The organism is Streptomyces zhaozhouensis, assembly GCF_900230195.1.
In the GTDB taxonomy this organism is placed as follows: Bacteria; Actinomycetota; Actinomycetes; order Streptomycetales; family Streptomycetaceae; genus Streptomyces; species Streptomyces zhaozhouensis.
Window position 1 is genome coordinate 1 of the sequence record NZ_OCNE01000029.1, and the last position, 21,022, is coordinate 21,022.

Annotated in this window: 21 protein-coding genes; 12 read left to right on the forward strand and 9 right to left on the reverse strand. The window is 71.5% G+C overall.

The genetic code is table 11. The features are described 5' to 3' along the window. Window positions 1–34 precede the first annotated feature (34 nt). Complete coding sequence (locus tag CRP51_RS26685) at window positions 35–3,604, forward strand: RHS repeat-associated core domain-containing protein (protein WP_141514673.1); 3,570 nt, start codon at window positions 35–37, stop codon at window positions 3,602–3,604. Next, window positions 3,601–4,095: a hypothetical protein gene (locus CRP51_RS26690; RefSeq protein WP_097233925.1), complete on the forward strand. Its 495-nt coding sequence runs from the start codon at window positions 3,601–3,603 to the stop codon at window positions 4,093–4,095. The genes CRP51_RS26685 and CRP51_RS26690 overlap by 4 nt, the downstream gene beginning before the upstream one ends. Window positions 4,096–4,132: 37 nt before the next feature. Here the strand turns inward: CRP51_RS26690 and CRP51_RS26695 are convergent, their stop codons facing one another. From CRP51_RS26695 to CRP51_RS26715, 5 genes are all read right to left on the reverse strand, one after another. After that, a complete protein-coding gene (locus CRP51_RS26695) occupies window positions 4,133–4,783 on the reverse strand; it encodes a hypothetical protein (protein WP_141514674.1) in 651 nt (216 codons plus the stop codon). An 85-nt stretch (window positions 4,784–4,868) separates the two neighbouring features. Then, on the reverse strand, window positions 4,869–5,687 hold the full coding sequence (locus tag CRP51_RS26700) for a hypothetical protein (protein WP_170970693.1): 819 nt from the start codon (window positions 5,685–5,687) through the stop codon (window positions 4,869–4,871). A gap of 47 nt (window positions 5,688–5,734) precedes the next feature. Continuing rightward, window positions 5,735–6,853 (reverse strand): hypothetical protein, encoded by a 1,119-nt coding sequence (locus CRP51_RS26705; protein ID WP_097233928.1) that lies wholly within the window; start codon window positions 6,851–6,853, stop codon window positions 5,735–5,737. Between the two features lie 176 nt (window positions 6,854–7,029). Further along, window positions 7,030–7,338: a hypothetical protein gene (locus tag CRP51_RS26710; RefSeq protein ID WP_097233929.1), complete on the reverse strand. Its 309-nt coding sequence runs from the start codon at window positions 7,336–7,338 to the stop codon at window positions 7,030–7,032. Between the two features lie 160 nt (window positions 7,339–7,498). Continuing rightward, window positions 7,499–8,668, reverse strand: a complete 1,170-nt coding sequence (locus CRP51_RS26715) for a serine hydrolase domain-containing protein (protein WP_097233930.1) — start codon at window positions 8,666–8,668, stop codon at window positions 7,499–7,501. A gap of 323 nt (window positions 8,669–8,991) precedes the next feature. Here CRP51_RS26715 and CRP51_RS26720 point away from each other — a divergent pair, with 323 nt between their 5' ends. The 3 genes from CRP51_RS26720 to CRP51_RS26730 all read left to right on the forward strand — a co-directional run bounded on the left by CRP51_RS26720 (window position 8,992) and on the right by CRP51_RS26730 (window position 11,762). Further along, window positions 8,992–9,579: a hypothetical protein gene (locus tag CRP51_RS26720; RefSeq protein WP_141514675.1), complete on the forward strand. Its 588-nt coding sequence runs from the start codon at window positions 8,992–8,994 to the stop codon at window positions 9,577–9,579. Between the two features lie 84 nt (window positions 9,580–9,663). Continuing rightward, window positions 9,664–11,016 carry a sensor histidine kinase gene (locus tag CRP51_RS26725; protein WP_097233932.1) on the forward strand — a complete coding sequence of 451 codons (1,353 nt, stop codon included), beginning with the start codon at window positions 9,664–9,666 and terminating at the stop codon, window positions 11,014–11,016. 95 nt (window positions 11,017–11,111) lie between these two features. Next, the gene (locus CRP51_RS26730) at window positions 11,112–11,762 is read left to right on the forward strand and encodes a response regulator transcription factor (RefSeq protein WP_097233933.1); all 651 of its coding nucleotides are present in this window, start codon (window positions 11,112–11,114) and stop codon (window positions 11,760–11,762) included. A 10-nt stretch (window positions 11,763–11,772) separates the two neighbouring features. On the opposite strand, the gene CRP51_RS26735 is transcribed toward CRP51_RS26730, so the two are convergent. Together CRP51_RS26735 and CRP51_RS26740 are read right to left on the reverse strand one after the other, a co-directional pair. After that, window positions 11,773–12,444 (reverse strand): lysoplasmalogenase, encoded by a 672-nt coding sequence (locus CRP51_RS26735; RefSeq protein ID WP_245880825.1) that lies wholly within the window; start codon window positions 12,442–12,444, stop codon window positions 11,773–11,775. Beyond that, on the reverse strand, window positions 12,441–13,313 hold the full coding sequence (locus CRP51_RS26740) for a sterol desaturase family protein (protein WP_097233934.1): 873 nt from the start codon (window positions 13,311–13,313) through the stop codon (window positions 12,441–12,443). The genes CRP51_RS26735 and CRP51_RS26740 overlap by 4 nt, the downstream gene beginning before the upstream one ends. A gap of 254 nt (window positions 13,314–13,567) precedes the next feature. On the opposite strand from CRP51_RS26740, the gene CRP51_RS26745 reads away from it, so the two are divergent. The 4 genes from CRP51_RS26745 to CRP51_RS26760 are packed head-to-tail and all read left to right on the forward strand — an operon-like array spanning window position 13,568 to window position 16,309. Continuing rightward, window positions 13,568–13,891, forward strand: a complete 324-nt coding sequence (locus tag CRP51_RS26745) for a hypothetical protein (RefSeq protein ID WP_245880826.1) — start codon at window positions 13,568–13,570, stop codon at window positions 13,889–13,891. After that, window positions 13,888–15,087 carry a putative T7SS-secreted protein gene (locus CRP51_RS26750; protein ID WP_097233935.1) on the forward strand — a complete coding sequence of 400 codons (1,200 nt, stop codon included), beginning with the start codon at window positions 13,888–13,890 and terminating at the stop codon, window positions 15,085–15,087. The genes CRP51_RS26745 and CRP51_RS26750 overlap by 4 nt, the downstream gene beginning before the upstream one ends. Beyond that, window positions 15,042–15,635: a hypothetical protein gene (locus CRP51_RS26755; RefSeq protein WP_170970694.1), complete on the forward strand. Its 594-nt coding sequence runs from the start codon at window positions 15,042–15,044 to the stop codon at window positions 15,633–15,635. The genes CRP51_RS26750 and CRP51_RS26755 overlap by 46 nt, the downstream gene beginning before the upstream one ends. After that, the gene (locus CRP51_RS26760) at window positions 15,635–16,309 is read left to right on the forward strand and encodes a hypothetical protein (protein ID WP_097233937.1); all 675 of its coding nucleotides are present in this window, start codon (window positions 15,635–15,637) and stop codon (window positions 16,307–16,309) included. The genes CRP51_RS26755 and CRP51_RS26760 overlap by 1 nt, the downstream gene beginning before the upstream one ends. Window positions 16,310–16,356: 47 nt before the next feature. Here CRP51_RS26760 and CRP51_RS26765 read toward each other — a convergent pair whose 3' ends face one another. After that, window positions 16,357–16,893 (reverse strand): hypothetical protein, encoded by a 537-nt coding sequence (locus tag CRP51_RS26765; protein ID WP_097233938.1) that lies wholly within the window; start codon window positions 16,891–16,893, stop codon window positions 16,357–16,359. 206 nt (window positions 16,894–17,099) lie between these two features. On the opposite strand from CRP51_RS26765, the gene CRP51_RS26770 reads away from it, so the two are divergent. Continuing rightward, a complete protein-coding gene (locus tag CRP51_RS26770; protein ID WP_097233939.1) occupies window positions 17,100–17,723 on the forward strand; it encodes a M23 family metallopeptidase in 624 nt (207 codons plus the stop codon). A gap of 96 nt (window positions 17,724–17,819) precedes the next feature. Here CRP51_RS26770 and CRP51_RS26775 read toward each other — a convergent pair whose 3' ends face one another. Next, entirely contained in the window at window positions 17,820–18,491 is a 672-nt protein-coding gene (locus CRP51_RS26775) for a TetR/AcrR family transcriptional regulator (protein WP_097233940.1), read from the reverse strand. Between the two features lie 208 nt (window positions 18,492–18,699). Between CRP51_RS26775 and CRP51_RS26780 the strand changes: the two genes are divergently transcribed. Both CRP51_RS26780 and CRP51_RS26785 read left to right on the forward strand, forming a co-directional pair. Further along, window positions 18,700–19,725, forward strand: coding sequence for a glycoside hydrolase family 113 protein (locus CRP51_RS26780; protein ID WP_245880827.1), 1,026 nt, complete (start codon window positions 18,700–18,702; stop codon window positions 19,723–19,725). Between the two features lie 305 nt (window positions 19,726–20,030). Beyond that, window positions 20,031–20,654 carry a hypothetical protein gene (locus CRP51_RS26785; protein WP_097233942.1) on the forward strand — a complete coding sequence of 208 codons (624 nt, stop codon included), beginning with the start codon at window positions 20,031–20,033 and terminating at the stop codon, window positions 20,652–20,654. Window positions 20,655–21,022 lie beyond the last annotated feature (368 nt).

Below are 21,022 nucleotides of genomic sequence, written 5' to 3' on the forward strand. Positions count from 1 at the left end.
CGTCGCTTTCGCCGCACTCGACTGCATCCCGGGGATGAAAGGCCTGACCACTCTAGGCGGCCTTGCCCGAGGACTTCGTGGTGGGCTGTCAGCTGCCCGCACCGGCTTGCGTGGCATTCGACAGGGAGCGCTAGGGCTGGGCCGGACGTTGAGGCGCAATGGTGTGGAGTGGGGACGGAAGCTGTTTTCACGTGACCCGGTGGATTTGGCCACGGGAGAAGTCGCGATGCCGGCTGTTGATGTCGATCTCCCTGGCATTCTGCCGTTGTCGATTGAGCGTTATCACTTGTCCACGTATCGGGACGGCCGTTGGTTCGGCCGTTCTTGGGCGTCGACGCTGGATCAGCGACTGGTGCTGGATGGCCAGGGGGTGCGCATGTTCTCCGCCGACGGCATGACGCTGCTCTACCCCATTCCGCTGCCTGACCCGGATGACCCGGTACTGCCAGTAGAGGGCCCTCGGTGGGGATTGTCCTGGGATGGACAGCCAGGGTCACCGATGAGTGTCCATCAGCGGGAGTATGGGCGCACTCTTCACTTTGCCCCTACTCCCGGCCGACCCGGCGGGGAACTGCCGCTGACCGCCATCGTGGACCGCAACGGCAATCAGATCCGTCTGGAATACGATCCGGTCAGCGGTGCTCCAACGGACGTACTTCACGACGGTGGCTACCACATCGGTGTCACCACTGACCAGAGCCGTGTCACCAAGCTCACGCTGCTGAGCGACCCGGAGCAACGGCTGCTGGTGCGGTACGGCTACGACGCTGCCGGGAATCTCGCGGAAATCGTCAACTCTTCCGGACTGCCCCTGCAGTTCACGTATGACGAGCAGTCCAGGCTCATTCGGTGGGAGGATCGCAACGGCACGTGGTACCGCTATGACTACGACGCCGATGGGCGTTGTGTGCTCTCCACCGGCACTGACCGGGCGCTGGAGTACCGGTACGCCTACGACCCGGAACATCACCGCACCACGTCCACCAACGCACTGGATCACACCACGACATACCAGTTCAACGACTGCTTCCAGCTGGTTGCGGAGACTGACCCGTTGGGCAGTACCACCCACCGGGAGCTGGATCGGTACGATCGCCTTCTTGCCGTCACCGACCCGCTGGGCCGTTCGACCCGCTACGAGTACGACGACACCGGCCAGGTCCTCGTCACCGCCCGCCCTGACGGGACCAGCATCCGAATCGTCTACAACGAGCAGGGCTTCCCCAGCGAAGTCACCGATCCCGACGGTGCCACGTGGCAGCAGGCATTCGACACACACGGCAACCGCGTTGCGGTACTGGACCCAGCGGGCAACCGCACGCGCTTCTCTTACGATGACCACGGCGGTATCGCTACGTATACCGACCCGTTGGGCAACACCACCCGCATCCGTTGCGATGCAGCCGGGCTGCCGGTCGCGATCACGGACGCTCTGGGCGAGACAACCCTGTTCCGACGGGACTCCTTCGGCCGGCCGCGTGAGATCACTGACCCGCTCGGAGCGCGTACCCGCGTGGATTGGTCCGTAGAAGGCAAACCGCTGCGGCGTCTGAATCCGGCTGGTGCGGTCGAGTCGTGGGAATGGGACCCCGAAGGAAACCTTCTCACCTACACCGACGCGGCCGGTGGCGTCACCTCCCACACCTACGGCCCATTTGACCTGCCCGCTTCCCAAACTGGCCCGGATGGCAACTGTCTCACCCTCACCCGCGACCCCGAACTCAACCTCCTGCGCGTGACCAACTCCCAGGGCCTGCACTGGGAGTATGCCTACGATCCGGCTGGCCGCCTGGTCGGGGAGACCGACTTCGACGGCCGGCGCCTAGTCTACGAACACGACGCTGCGGGACAGCTCACTGCCCGCATCAACGCGCTCGGTCAGCCGATCCGCTTCGAACGGGATGCTCTCGGCAGAATCACCCGCAAGGACGCTGATGGCCAGATCACGGAATTCGAATACGGTGCGATGGGACATCTGATGCGCGCCAGGGGCCCGGACGCGGACCTGGTGTTCGAACGGGACAGGTTCGGGCGCGTCACCCGCGAGAGCGTCAACGGCCAGTCGCTCACGCATGCCTATGACTCCGCGGGGCGGCGTACGCAACGGCGCACCCCAGCTGGTGTGCTGACAACGTGGACCTACGACGAGGCCGGTCGGCCAGCCGAACTGATCAGCGACGGCCGCGCCCTCACGTTCGAACACGACGCCGCCGGGCGCGAGACGGCTCGCCATTATGGCGAGGCCCTCACCCTGACACAGGCCTGGGACCCCGTCGGCCGCCTCATCGCCCAGTCGCTGGGCAGGCCGGAGACCACCACCGCCATCGCCCAGCACTCCTACACCTACCGCGCGGACAACTACCTCACCAGCGTCGAGAAGCATCTGACGGGCATTAGCGCCTTCACCCTGGACAAGGCGGGCCGGGTCACCACACTGCATTCTGCCGGGTGGACGGAAACCTACGCCTACGATGAAGCAGGCAACCAGACTCATGCCATGTGGCCGGCCGAACAGCCGGACGAAGAAGCGGTTGGTGCACGTACCTTCTCGGGCAGCCGCATCACGCGGGCCGGAGCCATCCGCTATGAATACGACACGGGCGGCCGAGTCACACTCCGCCAAAAGACCCGGCTCTCCCGCAAGCCCGACATCTGGCGATACACCTGGGACGCCGAGGACCGCCTCACCGGTGTCACCACCCCCGATGGTACGCAGTGGCGTTACCTCTACGACCCCCTCGGTCGCCGCATCGCGAAACGCCGCCTCGCCGAAGACGGCAGCGCCATCGCAGAACAGGTGAGCTTCACTTGGGACGGCGACACGCTCGTCGAACAGACCAGCACCTCGCCCGATCAGCCCAGGTTCGTCAGCCTCACCTGGAACCACCACGGACTGCACCCCATCACGCAGACGGAACGCACCGCGGACATAGCCGGACAGGACGAGATCGACCGACGCTTCTACGCCATCGTCACCGACCTCGTCGGTACCCCGACCCACCTCGTCAGCGAGTCCGGCGACATCGTTTGGGAAGCGGACGCCACCCTCTGGGGCGCTCCCCGACCCGGCCGCCCTCGGTCCGGTGCCGGCGCGCACACACCGCTGCGGTTCCCCGGTCAGTACGCAGACGCCGAAACCGGGTGGCACTACAATCACCACCGACATTACGACCCGGAACTGGGACGCTACACCAGCCCCGACCCGCTCGGACTTGGACCAGCGCCCAACCACTACGCCTACGTGGTCAACCCGCACATCTGGATCGACCCCCTCGGTCTTGCCGCATACATTCACACTTCAGTCTCCTACCAGGACTGGGGGACGAAGGGCGCCCACGTCCACATCGGAAATCGAGAGGTGCGAGTATTCCCGGACCACAACGGAGGAATAGCCGGTGAAGGAATTCGGCTCCGGACCGGGACAGCAAGCGATCGCGACGTACAGCGAGTTCTCGACGAAATCAGAAGCAACCCGGATTTCAGAGCCGATCTCATCAACAAGGCAACCTCCGCCCGTGACGCCATGAACAGGGGAGACTTCGGGATGAGCTCCAACCGGGCCCTGGAAATCCACTTCCTGATCAAGGCGCTGGAGAAGATGTGAGCGACGACCTCGACTTCTACGTCCGCACGGCGACTCGGGGAACGGTCTGCGGCCTGGGGGCGGGGTCCCTTCCCACGGAGTGGGACCTCGTACTCGGCGGCGACTGTGTGGACGATGTCCGCAAGGGGAGGATGCGCCGTGACTACGGCCTGCTCGAGGCTTCCTTCCTCAGACGGGAAGGCGAGTGGCAGTGCACCACCGTGTCGGTGCAGGTCCACCGGCTCGTCTGGGCAGAGGACGTTGTTCCACGGCGACTGCGCGAGGAACACGGAGACTTCCGGACGCACGTCCCCTTCGCTCTGCTCTCCGCCAGAATCACCGAAGCCGGCTTCGGCCTGGAAGAAGTCGGAGACCCCTCGATGAAAGGCTTCACGGCGTACCGGCTCTCCGGGACCTCTTCCGTCCTCTATGTCGTACGCACTCCCCCTGGCGACGGTGGCCCTCATCAAGGCGACGACGTATGGTCCCTCGCACTGAGCTTTCCCCGGTAACGGGTTTGTTCCCCCCTGTCGCGCGAGTGCCCCGGCGTCAGAAGCGGTTGACCGCCCGCAGCACCGGGGTGCCGGCCTGTTCCAGGACGGTCAGCAGCTTCTTGTTGTCGGTGGCGCGGATCTCCGTCCAAGTGCCGTCCGTGGTCAGCACGTCGATGCCCGGCAGTCCCGAGAAGCCCTTGGGCGGCAGCTCCTCCACGACGTAGATGCCGGGGAAGGGCGCCTCCATCGCGACGCCCCGCGCGGTGTGCAGGCGCAGGGCACCGCCGTCGTAGCTGACGAGGCCCGGCGTCTCGCCCATCCAGCCGGGCAGCGCGTGGTCTCGCGGGTGCGGGATGGCGGACACCGCCCGGTTCAGCCGGCGCCTGCCCCGGAGGTCCCTGACGGCCAGGGGCAGAAGAACGGGCAGACCGTAGAGCACGGCCCAGGCGCCGAGCGCCGCCAACGGCGGCACGACGAACGGCACGTCCCCGCTGCTGGACGCCCCGAACCCCATCAGCACGCCCAACCCGAGGAACACCCCGAGCGTCACGGCGATCGACCTGGCCGGCCCCCATCTGCGGTAGGTGACCGGATGCCGGGCCACCGCCCCGATGCCGCACTCCCGGATGTGGTCCAACGTGTGTCGGCGCCGCAGGTCCGACGGGAACTCGTGCCGTGGTGTCCTGGGGAGCGGTGGTCGGGTCACCTGTCTGCCTCTCCTGTCGTCGACTGTCGTCGCACGTGGGGGGGAACGCGCGCGGCGTCCGGTGAACGATGCCTTTCCCGTCGGCTCAGCCGGCGAACGCCCTCGGCCCGGCGCGCGTGCCGGCCTCCGGCGCCGTCCCGGTTGCCGCGTCGTTCTCCCGGGCCGCTTCCGGCTCGTCGGTCACCAGCCGCGACCTGCCGGCGATCAGCGCCACCATCATCGCGAGCTGCCGGTCCTGCTCCGGGTCCAGGCTGACGCCGACCGCCAGGATGCCGAACTCGGCGCCCGGGGCGTAGGACAGCGCGGAGGCCATGCCACAGCGGCGCGGTTCGCCACCGTCGCCCGGCACCGTCCCGCCGCCGGGGAGGGTCAGCGGTGGGCGGCCGATCATGCCGAGACCGAGCCCCATCTCGGTCTGGTACTTCTCGACATGCGTGAGGTGGTCCAGCTCCGAACCGCCGGCCATACGCTGCATCAGCGTCGAGGTGTCGAGCTCACCGCTGGTCGCGGGCAGCTTCATCGCCGCGACGAGGATCTGCCACAGGGCGGCCCGGTCCTCCCCCTCCGCCGGCACGCAGATGACGCCGTGCGCGAGGAACCCCTCGGTCCACAACCGGTCACGCCAGAGCATCAGCCCCTCGACGATCTCCCGGTGGCCCGCCGCCGGCATGTGGGGGAAGATCTCCGTCAACAGCCGCTCGTAGCGCCGCCGGGCCGCGCCCTGGTCGTCGCCGTCCTCCAGGAAGTTGAGCCAGTCCGTCGGCAGATACAGCTGCGCCGGCGGGCCGCCCCCGAGGACGTGTTCCCCCGGCCCGTCCGTCTCCTCGGCTCCGCCGGGCGCGTGCGACGCCACCGCACGCTCCGGCGCCGCCGGCCGTTCGGGTCCGCCGGTCGTCCGCGTCACGTTGCCCCCGGGATCGTGGTCGTCATCGTTCCGTCTCACGCCGGTGGTCAGTTCCGGACCGGCGAGTTGTTCCGCGACCAGCCGGTGAACATGCTGCCGGGGTCGAAGATGGTGCTCGCGTTCCCGAAGCCGTCCATGAAGCGGCCGGCGCCTGCGTTCGCGTTGGTCGCCCAGGTCAGCCCCATCGTGCCCGGAAGTCTGCTGGCGACGCTGCCGTTGCGCATCGCGAAGCCGAAGACGTCGTCGGCCGCACCCAGGTAGCGCAGCGCGCCCATGCCGACGAACGACCCGGCGCCGAACGCCAGGGTGGCGGCCGACAGCAGGAAGGCCGGGTCGGCGAGCGCCGCGCTGAAGCTTCCGGTCTCCCCCACCGCCGCACCGTAGTTGGCCACCATCGACACGGCGGCCAGCCCGAGGGCCACCACGCCGAGCAGCTGCGCGCCGGGGATCGGCAGCAGGGCCAGCAGGCCGGTGATCGTGCTGAGCAGGCCGGCGATGGCGCCGATCTTCGACAGGATGGGCGCCCACTCCGCGAGGATGTCGATCAACGCGGCGCCGATATCGTCGATGAGATCGGCGAAGCCGTCCATCAGGTCGCCGATCGCGTCGCCCAGGGAGGACCAGAAGCCCGGCTCGTTGGGGGCGATGTCCATGGCGTTCCGCAGCCGCCCCGCGATGTCCTGGCCGGCTTCCTCGTACTGGAGTTGGAGCCGCTGGGCACGGTCCCTGAACTCCTGGAGCGCCGCGTCCGCGACCCGGTAGGCGGCCTCCTGCCGCTCCCGGTCGTCCTCGACGCGCTCCTGCCGTTCGCGTTCGGCGTCGTCCTCGGGCTCGGGGTCGAAGGCCCCGGGTCTCGGCGGCAGCCCGTCGAGGCCGGCCTGGGCCGCGTCCCGGTCCGCCAGCGCGACGGCCGCGTCCCGCTCCAGCGCGTCGGCCTGCTGCTGGTAGTGCCCCATGTCGACGACCCAGTCGGAGATCGCCCGCCGGGCCATGCTGAACGACTGGTACGCCTCCTCCACCTTCGGCTGGAAGTCGTCCCGCAGCATCCGCCGGAACTCCCGGGCGGTGCGCCCCCGCCACTCGCCCTCCTCGGCGCCGGTCAGCACCGCGTTGACCTCGCTCAGCACCTCGGCGGTGTCGCCGAACTCCTGGGCCACGGTGTCCATGGCGCTCTGGTCGCCCCGACACGGTATGAACCCGAGCGCCGGGAAGTCACCCGCGCGCGGCTCTCGTGGAAACGTCCCCATCTGCTCTCCCCGTTACCGCTGCTACCGCCCTGACGCCCGTCCACCGGCGCGCGTCGCTCTCCGGCCGGCCCCGCAGGGCCGATGTCCCGGTGCCTTCAGGACCCGGACGCCGCCTCGTTGAGCTTCTCCGCCAGACTGAGGTCGATGTCGGCGAACTCCTGCTCGATCCGCGTCAGCGTCTCCGCCGCGCCCCGGGCGAACTCCCCGATCTTGCCGATCCCGTAGCTCCACTCATCACCGAACTCGTCCAGCCGGTCCGCCAGCGACCGCACCCCGGCGGACCCGGAGCCCACGGACTCGATGGCATCGGCCGGATCGTCGAGAATGTCGGTGATGTGGGTCAGGTTGCCGCGCACCCGGGAAAGCACTTCGCCGTCGATGTACAGGTCGCTGCCCGCGCCCATGGATCCCCCCAACGGGCCTTTGCCCACCTCGGCCCTCAAGTTGTCCGGTCGTGACCGTTCACCTGGCGCATTCTAACCACGAGGTGTCTGAACGCGACCGGGTGGACCCGCTCCGCACACGTCTCGCGCGACACGGAGGGCCGGCGACGGGCAGGCGGCCTCAGTCGCGCGCCGCGCAGAGCGCGTTGTCGATCAGCTCGGTGGCCGCGGCCTCCTGGGCGAGGGCGCTGTCGGCCGAGTCCTGTAGCTGGGTGGACATCGAGACGACGACGCTGTTCCGCCCGTCCCCGGTGACACCGATCCGCGTCCGGTAGCCGATCTGGTCGCCGCTGGGAATCCACACCGTGCCGCCGCACGACAGGGCGCGGGAGAAGATCCCCAGCCCGTAGCCCGCCCCCTCCCAGGGGGTGTCGTCCTCGCCCACGGGAACGGTTTCGGTCAGCTCGGCCCGCCCCGCCTCGTCCAGCAGCGTGCCGTCGAAGAGGGCACGGGCGAAGCGGTCCAGGTCCGCGGTGGTCGACACATAGCCGCCCGAGGCGTCGGCGTCGACGAGCGCGGTGGTGTCGACCAGTTCCTCCCCCGGCGCGAAGCGGGTGTAGCCGTGGGCGTGCGGCTCGGGCAGCCCGGGGTCGTCGCCGGGCCAGACGGTGTCCCGCATCCCGAGCGGGCCGAGGATCCGCGCCTCGACCTCGTCCTGCCAGGGCCGGCCGGTGGCCCGCTCGACGACCATCCCCAGCAGGACGTACCCGGTGTTGGAGTAGCTCCAGCCCTCACCCGGCGCGAAGTCCGGCGCGCCCCCCATGGCGGCGGCCACGACCTCCTCCGGGGTGTACGGCTCGTCGTGGTTCTCCCGGTAGCGCTCGGCGGAGCCGCCGCGCACCGGGTAGGCGCCGTCGTGGACGCCGGCGGTGTGCTGGAGGAGTTGCCGCACGGTCATCAGCCGGCCGTCGTGGCCGTTGCCCCTGACCAGCCCGGGAAGCCAGGAGTCGACGGTGTCGTCCAGCGACAGGCGTTCCTCGGCGGCGAGTTGGAGCAGCACGGCGGCCACCAGCGTCTTGTTGACGCTGCCGATCCTGAAGTGGCCGTCGGGGGCGACCGGTCGGTCGTCCCCGGTGTCGGAGACACCGGCGGCGACGCTCTCCGAGGCCCCGTCGGGTCCGGTCACCCGGGCCTGCACCCCCGTGACGCCGGTGGCGACGATCGCCTCGGCGTCGGACCGCAGCCGGTCCCCCTCGCCGGTGCCGCAGGCCCCGGCTCCGACGGCGGTCGCGCCGCATACGACCGCCGCGACCGCCGTCAGGCGCAGTCGGCCGCCGCTTCTCGTTCCCATGGTTCGCCCACCCCTCGATCGCCCCGCCCCGAACACCGCCGATCCTGTCGGCGCCCCCGGCCCGCGACCATCCGGCCAGCCCCCGCCCCCGGGTGGGGTCAACCCGAGCGCCGCGCCACTCCCGCACGCGCCGGGGGCACGGTGGGGTCTCGGTGGGTCCTCGGTGACTCCTCGGTGGGGTAAACCGAACCCTGCGTCCCCGTGGCCGCACGATCGATCTCGCCGCCCGCCACGAGCACGCTGAACACATGGCCGAGACCCACACCGCTCCCACGCCGGGAACCGCCCCCACGTCCGAACCCGCCCCCACGCCCGAAACCACCTTGACGCCCGAACCCGCCCCGCGGACGTCCCGTCCGGCGGCCGTCCTGCGGAAGCCGTTCACCGCCGACACATGGAAGCGGGTCGCCTACGCGCTGTCCGCACTGCCGGTGGGCCTGCTCTGTCTGCCGTTGGCGCTGCTCGGCGGCCCGGCCGACCGGGTGCAGCGCGGCCTGGCGCGCGCGTTGCTCGGCGTCGAGGTCGAGGCGCCCGAGCGCGCCGGGCCGGCGCGCGGGCTCGCGCACGCGGCGCTGTCCCTCCCGCTGAACCTCATCGCCGCGCTGGTCACCGTCTACGGCTGGTCACTGGTGCCGATGAACTTCGGCTATCCGCTGCGGCCGGACGCCCACCCCGAGACGGACTGGGGCGGGCCGACCCTCGCCGGCGCCTGGCTCACGCACGCCGTCCCCGGCGGGGTCACGTTCCTGCTGCTGATGCCGTGGATCGGGCAGGGGCTGGCCGCGCTCCAGGGCCGGCTGGTCGTCGCCCTCCTCGGCGCGGGAGGCGGCCGGGGCCCGGCCGTCGCCGGGGCGTTGCTGACCGCCGCGGTGGGCGGCGCGCTAGCCTGGCCGATCCTCCACCAACTGTGAGCCCGCCGCCCGCCCCCTTCAGCTGTGCGGCCGCCGCCCGCCCCCCTTTCCGTGACGCCCCTCCCGAACCCGAAAGCGAAGCCCATGGACCAGCGGCACGCCGAGCACCGCGCACGGCCCGGTCGGCCGCGCCCCGCCTGGCCCTTCACGCGCCGGGCGCTCGCCGCCGCGCTGTGCGCGGTGTGCGCGCTGCCCCTGGCGCTGCTGGGGCTGCCGCTGGTGCTGGCCGGGCTGCTGGTGGCGGGGGCGCTGTCCTGGACGACGTTCGGACTGTGGCTGATGGCGCTCACCGTGCGCGGCGCGCTCGCCCTCGGCGAGGCCCAGCGGGCGCTGAGCGGGGCGCTCCTCGGTCAGCGGATCGACCGGCCGAACGCCGACCCCTCGGGAGAGGGCGACGGTCCCCCGCGCCGGGGTGCCCTCGGCTGGCGCCGCGCGCGGCTGACCGAGCGGAACGGCTGGCGGGCCGTCGGGTACGCGCTCGCCGCGCCGTTCGCCGCGCTGCCGCCGGCCGCGGCCGTGGTGGTCGGCTACGTGTACGGGGCGCTGCTGTTCGCGCACCCCGTGGTGCGGCACTGGAACCACCACACCGTCCACCGCCCCGACGGAAGCACGTACCACGTCGGGTTGGAGGTGGCGGGGACGCAACTCGACACCTGGCCGCGCTGGTTGCTGCCGGTGGCGGTGGGCGCCGCGCTGCTGCTGGCGGCGCCCTGGCTGCTGCGGGTGGCCACCGTTCCGCATCTGCTGCTGCAACGGGCGCTCCTCGGGCCGGACGCGGCCGGCGACCGCGACCGCCGCATCGCGACATTGGAGGAGACCCGGGCCCAGGCTGTCGACGACGCCGCCGCCACGTTGCGACGCATCGAGCGCGACCTGCACGACGGCACGCAGGCGCGGCTGGTGGGGATCGGGGTGCATCTCGCGACGCTCCGGGAGCTGGTCGGGGCGGGCGCCGACCGGGAGCAGGTGCTGGCGGTGATCCGCACGGCGCAGGGCAACGCCTCGGCGGCCGTCTCCGATCTGCGGACGCTGGTCAGGGGCATCCACCCGCCGGTGCTCGACCAGGGACTGGACACCGCGCTCGCCACACTGGTCACCGACGGCCCGCTGCCCACCGAGCTGACGACCGACCTGTCGTTCCGGCCGCCGCCCGCGGTCGAGTCCCTCGCGTACTTCTGCGCCGCCGAGCTGCTCGCCAACGCGGCCAAGCACAGCGGCGCCTCACTCGTCCGGGTGGACGCCCGCACCCGGGGCGACACGCTGGTGCTGGCCGTCGAGGACGACGGAACGGGCGGCGCCGTCCCCGGCGCGGGCACCGGGCTCACCGGGCTGCTGGCCCGAGCCCGTACGGTGGACGGCACGCTCACCTGCGTCAGCCCGCCCGGCGGGCCGACCGTCGTCACCGTCGCGCTTCCCACCGGGGGGCCGCGCGCGTGAACCGACCCCGCCGTCCCGGGGGCCGGCGCCCCGCCCTCGGCGTCTCGTCCCCGGCGCCCCGTCCCGGGGCGCGCCGCACCAGCGAACGGAACCCCATGCGTGTCGTCATCGCCGAGGACTCCGCGATCCTGCGGGAAGGCCTCGTCCAACTCCTGGGCCTGCGCGGCATCGAGGTGGTGGCGGCCGTGGGCGACGCCGAGTCGCTGCTCACCGCCGTCGCCGAGGAACGGCCGGACGCCGCCGTCGTCGACATCCGGCTGCCCCCCGGCCACTCCGACGAGGGGCTGCGGGCGGCCGTCACCCTGCGCGCCGACCATCCGGGTACCGGGGTGCTGATCTTCTCCCAGTACGTGGAGACCCGGTACGCCGCGGAGCTGCTGGGCGGCGGCACCGCGGGCATCGGCTACCTGCTGAAGGAACGGGTGATGAACACCGACGAGTTCACGGACTCCCTGCGCCGGGTGGCCGCCGGCGGCACCGCGCTCGACCCCGAGGTGGTGGGCCGCCTCTTCGGCGCCGCCCGGCGCGCGGACGCGCTCGGCGCGCTGACGCCGCGCGAGCGGGAGGTGCTGGCGCTGATGGCCGAGGGCCGGAGCAACCAGTCGATCGCCGCCTCGTTCGTCGTCTCGGAGCGCGCCGTCGAGAAGCATGTCGCCAACATCTTCAGCAAGTTCGGGCTGCCCCCGACGGAGCCGGGGCACCGGCGGGTGCTGGCGGTGTTGCGTTTCCTCGAACACACGGCGTGAGCCGGTCCGTTCACGCCCCCGCCTGCCGCCGCTCGTGCCGCCGCTCGCGCTGCCGCTCCTGCCGCCGTGCCGTGAGGATGCCCGTCGTGAGCAGATACTGGGCGGCGAGGTAGGTCGCCATCACCCACAGGTCGGGCGCCGGCAGCTGCGGCCACTCCGCGATGTCCGTCGCGATCAGCGTGTCGGAGACCAGGAAGAGCGCCCCGCCGACGCCCGCGCGCACGCCCAGCGCGCTGGCCCGGTAGGCCATGGCGGCCAGCAGCAGCGAGTAGCCGGCCACGGGGATTCGCAGTTCGGCGGGGAGGTCGGGCCAGAGCAGGGCCACGGCGCCGACGAGCACCACCGCGTACCCGAGCCCGAGCGGCACCGATGCCCTCCGGCGGCCGAAGAGCGCCAGATAGCAGACGTGGCCGACGGCGAACGAGCCCATCCCGGCGAGAAACGCCGCGTCGGCGTCGACCAGCAGGAACACGTCGCCGCCCCAGCCGAACAGCACCGCGACGACCAGCACTTTGGGCGCGCCGGCGGCCGCCGCGTAGGCGGCGAGCAGCGGCATCAGCAGCGGCTTGGCGACGAGATGGCCGGCGTCGAACCCGAGCAGCAGCGACACCAGGTCGACCGCCGCGACCGTCAGAAACGCGCCACGCCACCCCCGCGCCGGGACACCGCCCCAGGCGTTCACCCGGAACGCTCCGCCCGCGCCGCCTCGACGGCCCGCGCCGCCTCCGGCTGCCACCCCGGCCCGCCGAAGACCCGCCCCGCCCGCTCGCGCCAGTCCCGCGCGGCGCGCACGTCGCGCGCGATGGCGGCGTACTCGTGGGTGGCGACGCGCAGCGGGTTGTAGGTCTCGATGTTCTTGGTGAGCCCGTAGACCGGCCGTTCCTCCTCGGCTGCCCAGGAGCCGAAGATCCGGTCCCAGACGATCAGAATGCCGCCGAAGTTGCGGTCCAGGTAGTCGCCCTGCGAAGCATGGTGCACACGGTGGTGCGAGGGCGTGTTCAGGACGAACTCGAACGGCCTGGGCAGCCGGTCCACCCGCTCGGTGTGGATCCAGAACTGGTAGACCAGGTTCACGGAGGAACAGAACGCGACGGCCGCCGGATGCACCCCCAGCACGATCATCGGCAGATAGAACGGCCACGACGTCAGACTGGTCCACGGCTGCCGCAGGGCGGTGGTGAAGTTGAACTTGCGGCTGCTGTGGTGCACCACGTGACACGCCCACAGGATGCGGATGACGTGGTGGCCGCGGTGCGACCAGTAGTAGAAGAAGTCCTGCGCGAGCAGCAGCAGCGGAAACGTCCACCACTCGAACGGCACCCGCAGCGGGGTCAGTTCGTAGAGGAGCGTGTAGATCGCGACGATCGGGATCTTCCACAGAAAGTCGAAGAACAGGCTGCCCAGCCCCATGCTGAGGCTGGTCGCGGTGTCCTTCGCCTCGTAACCCGCTTCCTCCTCGTCCGCGTGGAACCGGTAGCTGACCATTTCGACGACGGTGAGCAGCACGAACGCGGGTATGGACCACAGGACGACGTCGGGCAGGTTCGGCATGAAACGACCGTAGGTGCCGAACCGGGCGCCCGGCTATGCGTCGTTACTCACAAGTAAGTACGGCCAAAACCGACCCCCTTTTGGCACCTCCCCACAACGCCGCCCCTCGCACACCCCCGCCGACCTCGGCCCGCACCGCACGGCACCAGGGGGCCCATCGCGCCTCCGGCCCACCCCCCGCCCCCTCTCGCACACTGAGCAACCGTTCGAGTACAGTGACCGACCGGTTTCGTTGAGTTGCCTACTGGGGGCCCGTGAGCAGCGATCTCTACCTCGACTACGACATGCTCCGCGCGAACCGCGACAACATCCGCGGTATCGCCGAGCTGATGGAGGAGCCCTGCCGGGCCATGGCGGAGGTGGACGGCGCCTCGATGGGGGTCTCCAGGCTCGAACGGCGGATGGACGACTTCGGCGAGGAATGGGAGTACGGCATCTCGCAGTTGGCGGAGTTCGCCGACAACGCGGCCGACGGACTGGACGAGATACTCCGCTCGTTCCAGGCCATCGACGAGGGCCTGGAGGCGTGTCTACGCGAGGAGAGCACCGAGGGAGACGGTGGTGATCTGGCGGCATGAGCCTTTCCTTCCCCGTCACCCCCGCGCCCGCCCAGGCCGCCGACTACCCCGCGCTCGGTTTTGTCCCCTGCCCCGGCGACCCGCCGACCGCCGGCCGGGTGGCTCACCAGGTACGCCAAACCGCCACCGCGCTCGGCGATGTCGTCGCGCTCCTGCGTGGCACGGGCGGTGGGCAGTGGCGCGGCCGGGCGGCTGAGGCGTGGCGCGAGCAGTTCGACGACGACTTCAAGCCGAAGGTGGAGGCGGCCCACGAGTCCTTCGTGATGGCCTCCCGGGCGTTGGAGGACTGGGCGACGCACATGCCGCCCGCCCAGCGCGAGGCCGAACGCCTGGAGCACGACGCCCAGGCCCTGCGGAGTCGACTTGACCGTCTCCCCGGGCCTACGGCGCTGAGCGAGCTGCTCGCTCTGGAGGAGGGCGACGAACGCGACAGCGCGCTTGAGGAGAACGCGCGCGCCCAGCGGGACCGCGATCGCGTCGAGCAGGACCTGGAGGACGTGCGCCGGCGGGCCCGCGACCTGGCCGTCGAGTACACCCAGTACGGCGAGGAGATCGCCGACCGCCTCGACCGGGCCATGGACATCGCCCCGAACGAACCGGGGTGGCTCTCCAGCATCGGCGACTGGGTGGGCGGACTAGTCGAAGGCATCGCCGCCATCGCCGACAACGTGCTCCAGGCGGTCGGCCGCTGGATAGCGGAGAACGCCACGGCTTTCCGCCTGTTGGGTGACATCTGCGGGTTGATGAGCGCAGCCTTGGGGATAGCGGCCGTTGCCCTGGGAGCGCTGGCCGTCATCCCGATGTTGCAGCCCCTCGCCGGGCCTGCCGTCCAACTGGGGATAGCTTCGGGCGGTTTCGCCATCGCGGCGACAGCCGCCCATGGTGCGGCCAAGCTCGGCGGCGAGGAGATCTCCGCACGTACCTTCGCGCAAGACCTCCTCGGTATCGCACCTTTCGGATCCGCTTTTCGAGCGGGAAGCCTACTCGGCACGATCGGGCGCTCATGGGCCACTGAGGCCACCTCGGGGTTCGGCCTGATCGACTCCATCACGTCGCTGATCCAAAACGCGAGCACAGACCAAGCCGGGCCGGCGCCAGAGGAATCGGCCACCGTCGACGCGGTCACCCTCATGGAGGGATTCGACAGCGCATGGCAAGAACCATCCGCAGCGCACGAAGGCCACGTGACCACATGACACTGAATAGGATTCTCGCCGATTTCGACGGCCGCCCCACAGTGGACGTATGGCTGGCCGGCGATATTCACCTGCTGGACGACGTCATCGATGGCGCCTACGCCCGGGGGTATCACGTCCTTCACCGCGAGGTGGGATCGCGGGGCGCCATCCTGAAGTTCGCGCTCGACACCACCCCGCTCGGGCAGGCGCGCGCCATGAGGGCGCCCGGGGGGACCTCACCCGCCGCGATGTCGGCGGCGAAGGACGCCTGGGACCACGCGGAGGGCTACAACCCCGCGCCCGCGCGCTTCGTCATCGGGTTCTTCTTCCTCACCGCGGCGTCAGTCGCCTGGAACGTGCGGGACAACACCGCGCTGAGCGTCACCCTGTGGTGCGTAGCCGCTCTGCTGCTGGCCTTCGGTATCGCCATCGGCCCCATGACGCGACGCACGGCCCGCGTTAACCGGGAGATCGTCGAGAACTTCCACCAGCAGTCCGCCCTCGACGTCCCCCCGCCGCCTCCGCCTCCCCCCTACCGAGGCCCGACCCCACCGGAGGGGAACTGATGTACGTGTACTTCGACGTGCCGGGGGGCTTCTTCGAGTTCCCCAGTGGAATGTCGGTCGAGGAGACCCGTGCACATGTGGCGGCCCTGGATCCGCACCCCGTGGACGAGGAGGGGTTCCTCCACCAGAGGCCGCTCAACGAGGTGCACAGGGTGTCCGAGGCGCTCCACGAGCTGGGAACCGTCTACGCCGGAGCGACGCTCCGACTCGTCGACGCGGAGTTGTCCATGGCCAGCATCCTCGTCACAGCCCAGGCGTTCCCCTACGGAGACGACCCGGCGGTCGCCGCCGAGGGGGCCATGCAGTCACTCGTCGCCCTGCGCGGCGACTGGAGCGGCCGGGTCTACGACCTTCCCACGGGACCGGCCACCGTGGTGACGGGAAACCGCAGATACCGCCTTCCCGCGGACGTCGTCTCCGAGAAGACGCCCGACCACATCGATTTCGCCGAACTCCAGGCGTTCCTCCCCGTTCCTTCCTTTCCCTCCGTGACCGACCGGACCCCGTCGGACGACCAACGCCTGCTGACCGTCACCTTCAGCACCTCGGTGCCCCGCCACTGGCACGCCTACATGCCACCGGTCGTCACGATGCTGCGCAGCATCACCTTCTCGGAACGGCCGGAGCAGAGCCGTGGCGGGACCGGCGCCGAGAGCGTCGCTCCGACGCGGTGAGCGTCGGGCCGCCCAACGCGCCGCGCCGCGCCGCGCGGCTTCGCGCGTCAGCGTGCGCCCCGTTCGACGAAGTTCCCCGCCCAGGCCCTGAACTGGTCGTCGAGCGCTGCCCGTTCGGCCCAGAGCGCGTCCACGTCCTCCGGCGGGCCCAGCCCGAAGTGCTGGTGCAGCCAGTCGAGGAACTCGCGGTGCCCCTCGCTGTGTCCGCCGTCCCCGCTGCCCGCGCCCAGGAAGCCGAAGTCGGACATCGGCTCGCTGTCGAGGGCGAGCAGCCGGAACAGTTCCCTCAGGTTCCGCGCGATCACATACAGGTCGCCCTCGTCCCCGACGAAGACGACGGGCAGCGAGGCGAGATCGGTCCGCTGGTCGCAGCGCCACAGCGCGTAGTCGGAGCCCGAGCCGTTGGCCTGTGCGAAGGGGAGGAAGCGGCTCAGGAATGCGGGGTGGTCCGACCAGGTGTGGAGGCCGGCGTCCGCGCCGTACTCGCGGAGTTCGAAACCGTCCGAGTAGCAGACCGGACCGAGCCGTTCCTCGAACTCCTTGAGAAGATTCAGTTCCGGCAGGGGCGAATACGCGTTCCGCACCGCACACCACCGCCTTCGGGCGCGAGTCGCCGCCGCTGCCGTCCCGGCCGCCCTCCGGCCGCGTCCCCGGAACGGTACCCCGACGGTGCCACGCCCCGGGCAGTCGCCGGCGGACGACCGTGCGGGCCCTCTCTCGATCCGGCGCGCGGGTTGGCGCCGGCTCCGAGAGGGGGATGCCCGGGGCAGGAGACCACGAGGAGGACCGTGTGGCGGAACCCATCGACCTCGCCTACCCGTTCACCGGCCGCTGGCGCGTCCGCAACAGCCCCGCCAACCGGGTGCCCAGCCACGGCACGGCCTCCTTCGCCTCCTCGCACGCGATCGACTTCGTGCCCGTCGACGCCGGGGGACGCACGGCACCGATCACGTTCGACTCCCTCGTGCGCCCGGAACCGCCCGAGAGGTTCCCCGGTTTCGGGCGTCCGGTCCTGGCCCCCGTCGCGGGTGTCGTCGTCGCCGCGCACGACGCCGAGAGCGATCACCCGGCCCATCGCGGCCTGCCCTCGGTCCGTTACGCGCTGACGCAGCGCCGACGAGCGGCGGCCGGCTGGGTGGCGCTCGCCGGCAACCATGTGCTGGTGGAGACCCGTGGCGTTCTGATCGCCCTCTGCCACCTTCGGCGGGGCAGCGTCACGGTGCGGCGGGGGCAACGTGTCCACGTCGGCGACGCGCTCGGCCGCTGCGGCAACTCCGGCAACAGCACCGAGCCCCACGTCCATCTCCAGGCCGTCGACGACCGCGACATCCGGCGCGCCACGGCCGTGCCGCTGACGTTCCACGGACATCTCCCGCGCGACGGCGAGATCGTCACCGCGGACGCGCCCCACTGAACGCGCCGCGCCGGGACGAGCCACGCCGGGACGAGCCGCGACGGGGTGAGCCGCGACGGGGCGAGCCGCGCCGGGGCGCGGGCCGCCGGGGCGCGTTCACGACCGGGTGCGCCCCTCGGCCGCGTCGAACGCGGGCGCGAGCGGGGCCAGCGCCTCGCGCAGCCTGTCGGGCAGTGCGCCGGACGGGACGACCAGCCCGCCGGCGTCCCGCCCCTCGCCGGCCGGCGCGTGTCGCGTCGGCCGGAGCCAGCCCTCCAGCGCGACGCGCACCGCCGCGGCGACGCTTGCCGCGAGGACGCGGGCGGTGTGCGCCCCGCCGTCCCCCAGCCGTGCGGCGATCACCTCCGCGAGCGGGAGCTCGATGCCGGCGGTGGTGCCGAGGAAGGCGTCGCGCAGCGCGGGCCGGCTGGTGATCAGCAGCAGCGCGCGCTGTTCGCGCTCGCCGTCGCGCGTGTACTGCTCGACCACCGCCTCCGTGACGGCGTCGGCCAGGCGCGCGCCCTCGGGCCGGGCCGCGACCGCCGCCGCGACGCGCGCCTCCCGGTCCCCGGTCACGGCGGAGGCGATCGCCTGCTCGCGGCTGGCGAAGTAGTTGTTGTAGGTGCGCGGCGAGACCCCGGCCGCCTCCGCGATGTCCTCGACCCGCACCCGATCCGGTCCGCGCTCCACAGCCAGGCGCAGGGCCGCTTCACGCAACGCCTCACGCGTGGCCCGCTTCTTGCGTTCACGCAACCCCGGCGGCGGCGGCGGCGGTGGTGGTGTCGTCACGGGCGTCAGCGTTCCACAGACAACTGCGCGCACGCAAAGTTACCGGCCCAGAAAGATGCGCGTGCGTAAACTTGCGTGCGCGCATTTTCTTTGTCAGTCTCGACCCGACCGACACCGGCCGAGGCCCGGTCCGATACCGGCCGAGGCCCGGTCCGACACCGGCCGACATCCGACAGAGACCGACCAAAAGCGACGGAGAGGCGTCACCATGCGCGCAAGAGGAATGACCTACGACACCGGATTCGTCGTGCACGGCCAGACGTCCCGCGAGCGCTTCGACCCCGCGGTGGTCCGGCGCGAGCTCGCCATCATCCGCGACGACCTGCACTGCAACGCGGTCCAGATCATCGGCGGCGACCCCGACCGGCTGGAGCTGGCCGCCGCTGCCGCCGCCGAGCTCGGACTGGAGGTCTGGTTCACGCCCTACCCGCTGGAGCTGGACCCGCAGGAGATCCTGGCGCTGTTCCGCGACTGCGCCGAGCGGGCGGAACGGCTCCGGCACCAGGGGGCCACCGTCGTGTTCGTCGCCGGGGTCGAGCTGAGCGTGATGAACCACGGCTTTCTGCCCGGAGAGACCCCCGAGGAGCGGGTCGGGCACCTGATGAGCCGGCCCGAGCGGCGTGCCGAGGCGATAGGCGAGCTCGGCGTGCGCGTCAACGCGTTCCTCCGCGAGGCGGCGGTCGCGATCCGCGAGCGCTTCCTGGGCGAACTCACCTACTCGGCCATCCAGTTCGAGCAGGTCGACTGGGATCTCTTCGACGTGGTGACGTACGAGCTGCTCCGCTCCGCCGAGGTCGCCGACCGGTTCCGGGAGGCGGTGCGCACTCTGGTCCGGACCTCGAAGCGGCTCGCCATCACCGGCTTCGGCACCGCCGCCTACCGAGGCGCGGGAGACCGCGGTGGGCGGGTGCTGGAAGTGGTCGAGCAGGACCCGGAGACCAGGACCCCGGTGCGGCTCAACGGCGTGTACGAGCGCGACGAGGCCGGCCAGGCCGCGTATCTGGACGAGCTGCTGGAGATCTTCGAGACCGAGGGCGTGGACAGCGCGTTCGTGTTCCTCTTCTCCCTGCCCGGCTACCCGCACCGCCCGGACGGCGACCCCAGGGACGACCTGGACCGGGCCGGCCTGGGCATCGTCAAGCTCCTCGAAGGGCGCCGGGGGCAGACCTACCCCGACATGGAGTGGGAGCCCAAGGCCGCCTTCGCGGCGGTCGCCGAGCGGTACCGGAGGTGACGGGGGACGCGTGATCCACGGTGGCCCGCCCGGGTCCGGGCGCACGCACGCCGGCCCCCGGGTCCCCGCCCCGTGACGCGGCGCGGCGCGGCGCGGCCCCGCCGCTCGCCAGACGCCGGCGTGGCAGCTGTTCGACGACCGAACGGCGCGCCGGAGTCGGAGACGGCCGCCGGAACCGAAGTCGGCTCCCCCGCGCGGCCCGTTGTCCGCCCGGGGCCGCGCTTGCGCCGTTTCGCCCCTTCTCGGCTCTATCCTCCTCCGCAGCGGAAGGCACCACGCGTCGAGGGAAGGCAGGGCGACCGCCGATGGCCACGGAGACCGCCGCCAGCAGCACGACCGTCCGACCCCGCACGCTCGCGGAGAAGCTGAGCCTGGCGCGGGAGTCGCGGACGCCGCGCGGGGAGGAGCCCGCGTCGTTCGAGGTGTTGGCGCGGCGCATCACCGAACGCACCGGCGTCGACATCTCCGGCGCCTACCTGCGGGAGTTGACCACCGGCAGGTCGACCAACCCGGCGTCGCACCATCTGCGCGCGCTGGCCGACTACTTCGCGCTGCCGGTGGGGTACCTGGCGGACGACGACGCCGGCCACGAGCGGCTCGCCCCCGAACTGGCCCTGCTCGCCCGGCTGAGGCAACACGACGGCACGCGCGGGACCGAGGCCAGGGACGCCCCGGCCGGCCCCGACGACCTGCCCACGCTGCGACGGGTCCTGGACGGACTGCGGCAACTGGACACCGGCGACCCCGGCGACGGCGCCACCGCTCCCCGCGTCCCCTCGATCGGAACGGACCCGGAGCTGCTGGCGGCCCTGGCCGACAGCACCGTCCGCGAGATCGCGGCGAGGGTGGGTTCCCTCTCCCCGGAGAGCAGGTCGACCGTGCTCTCGCTGGTCATTCACCTGGGTCGCCTCCAGACGCCCCGGCGATGAACCACCGAGGGGCGGGCGCTCGCGCCAGTGACTCGCTCACCACGGGATGCCGGTGCCCCCCGCCCCGCCATGTCCCGCCCCGCCGCCTCCACCGCGTAGCGGCGGGGCGGGGCGTCGCGGTCGCCCCGGAGGCGGGATGGGTCGGTGCGACGGAACCCGGCCACGGCAGCGGCGGGCAGCGGCGGAACGCGGCCGCACCCAGACACGGCAGCGCCGGACAGCGGCAACGGCAGCGGCGGGCAGCGCCGGACAGCGGCGGGAGGAGACCCGCACCAACGGAACGCGGCCGCACCCGGACACGACGCCTGGCGGCCGCCTCCGGGCGTCAAGTCGACTGCCCGGCAACGGAGTTCGACGGGACAGAAAGC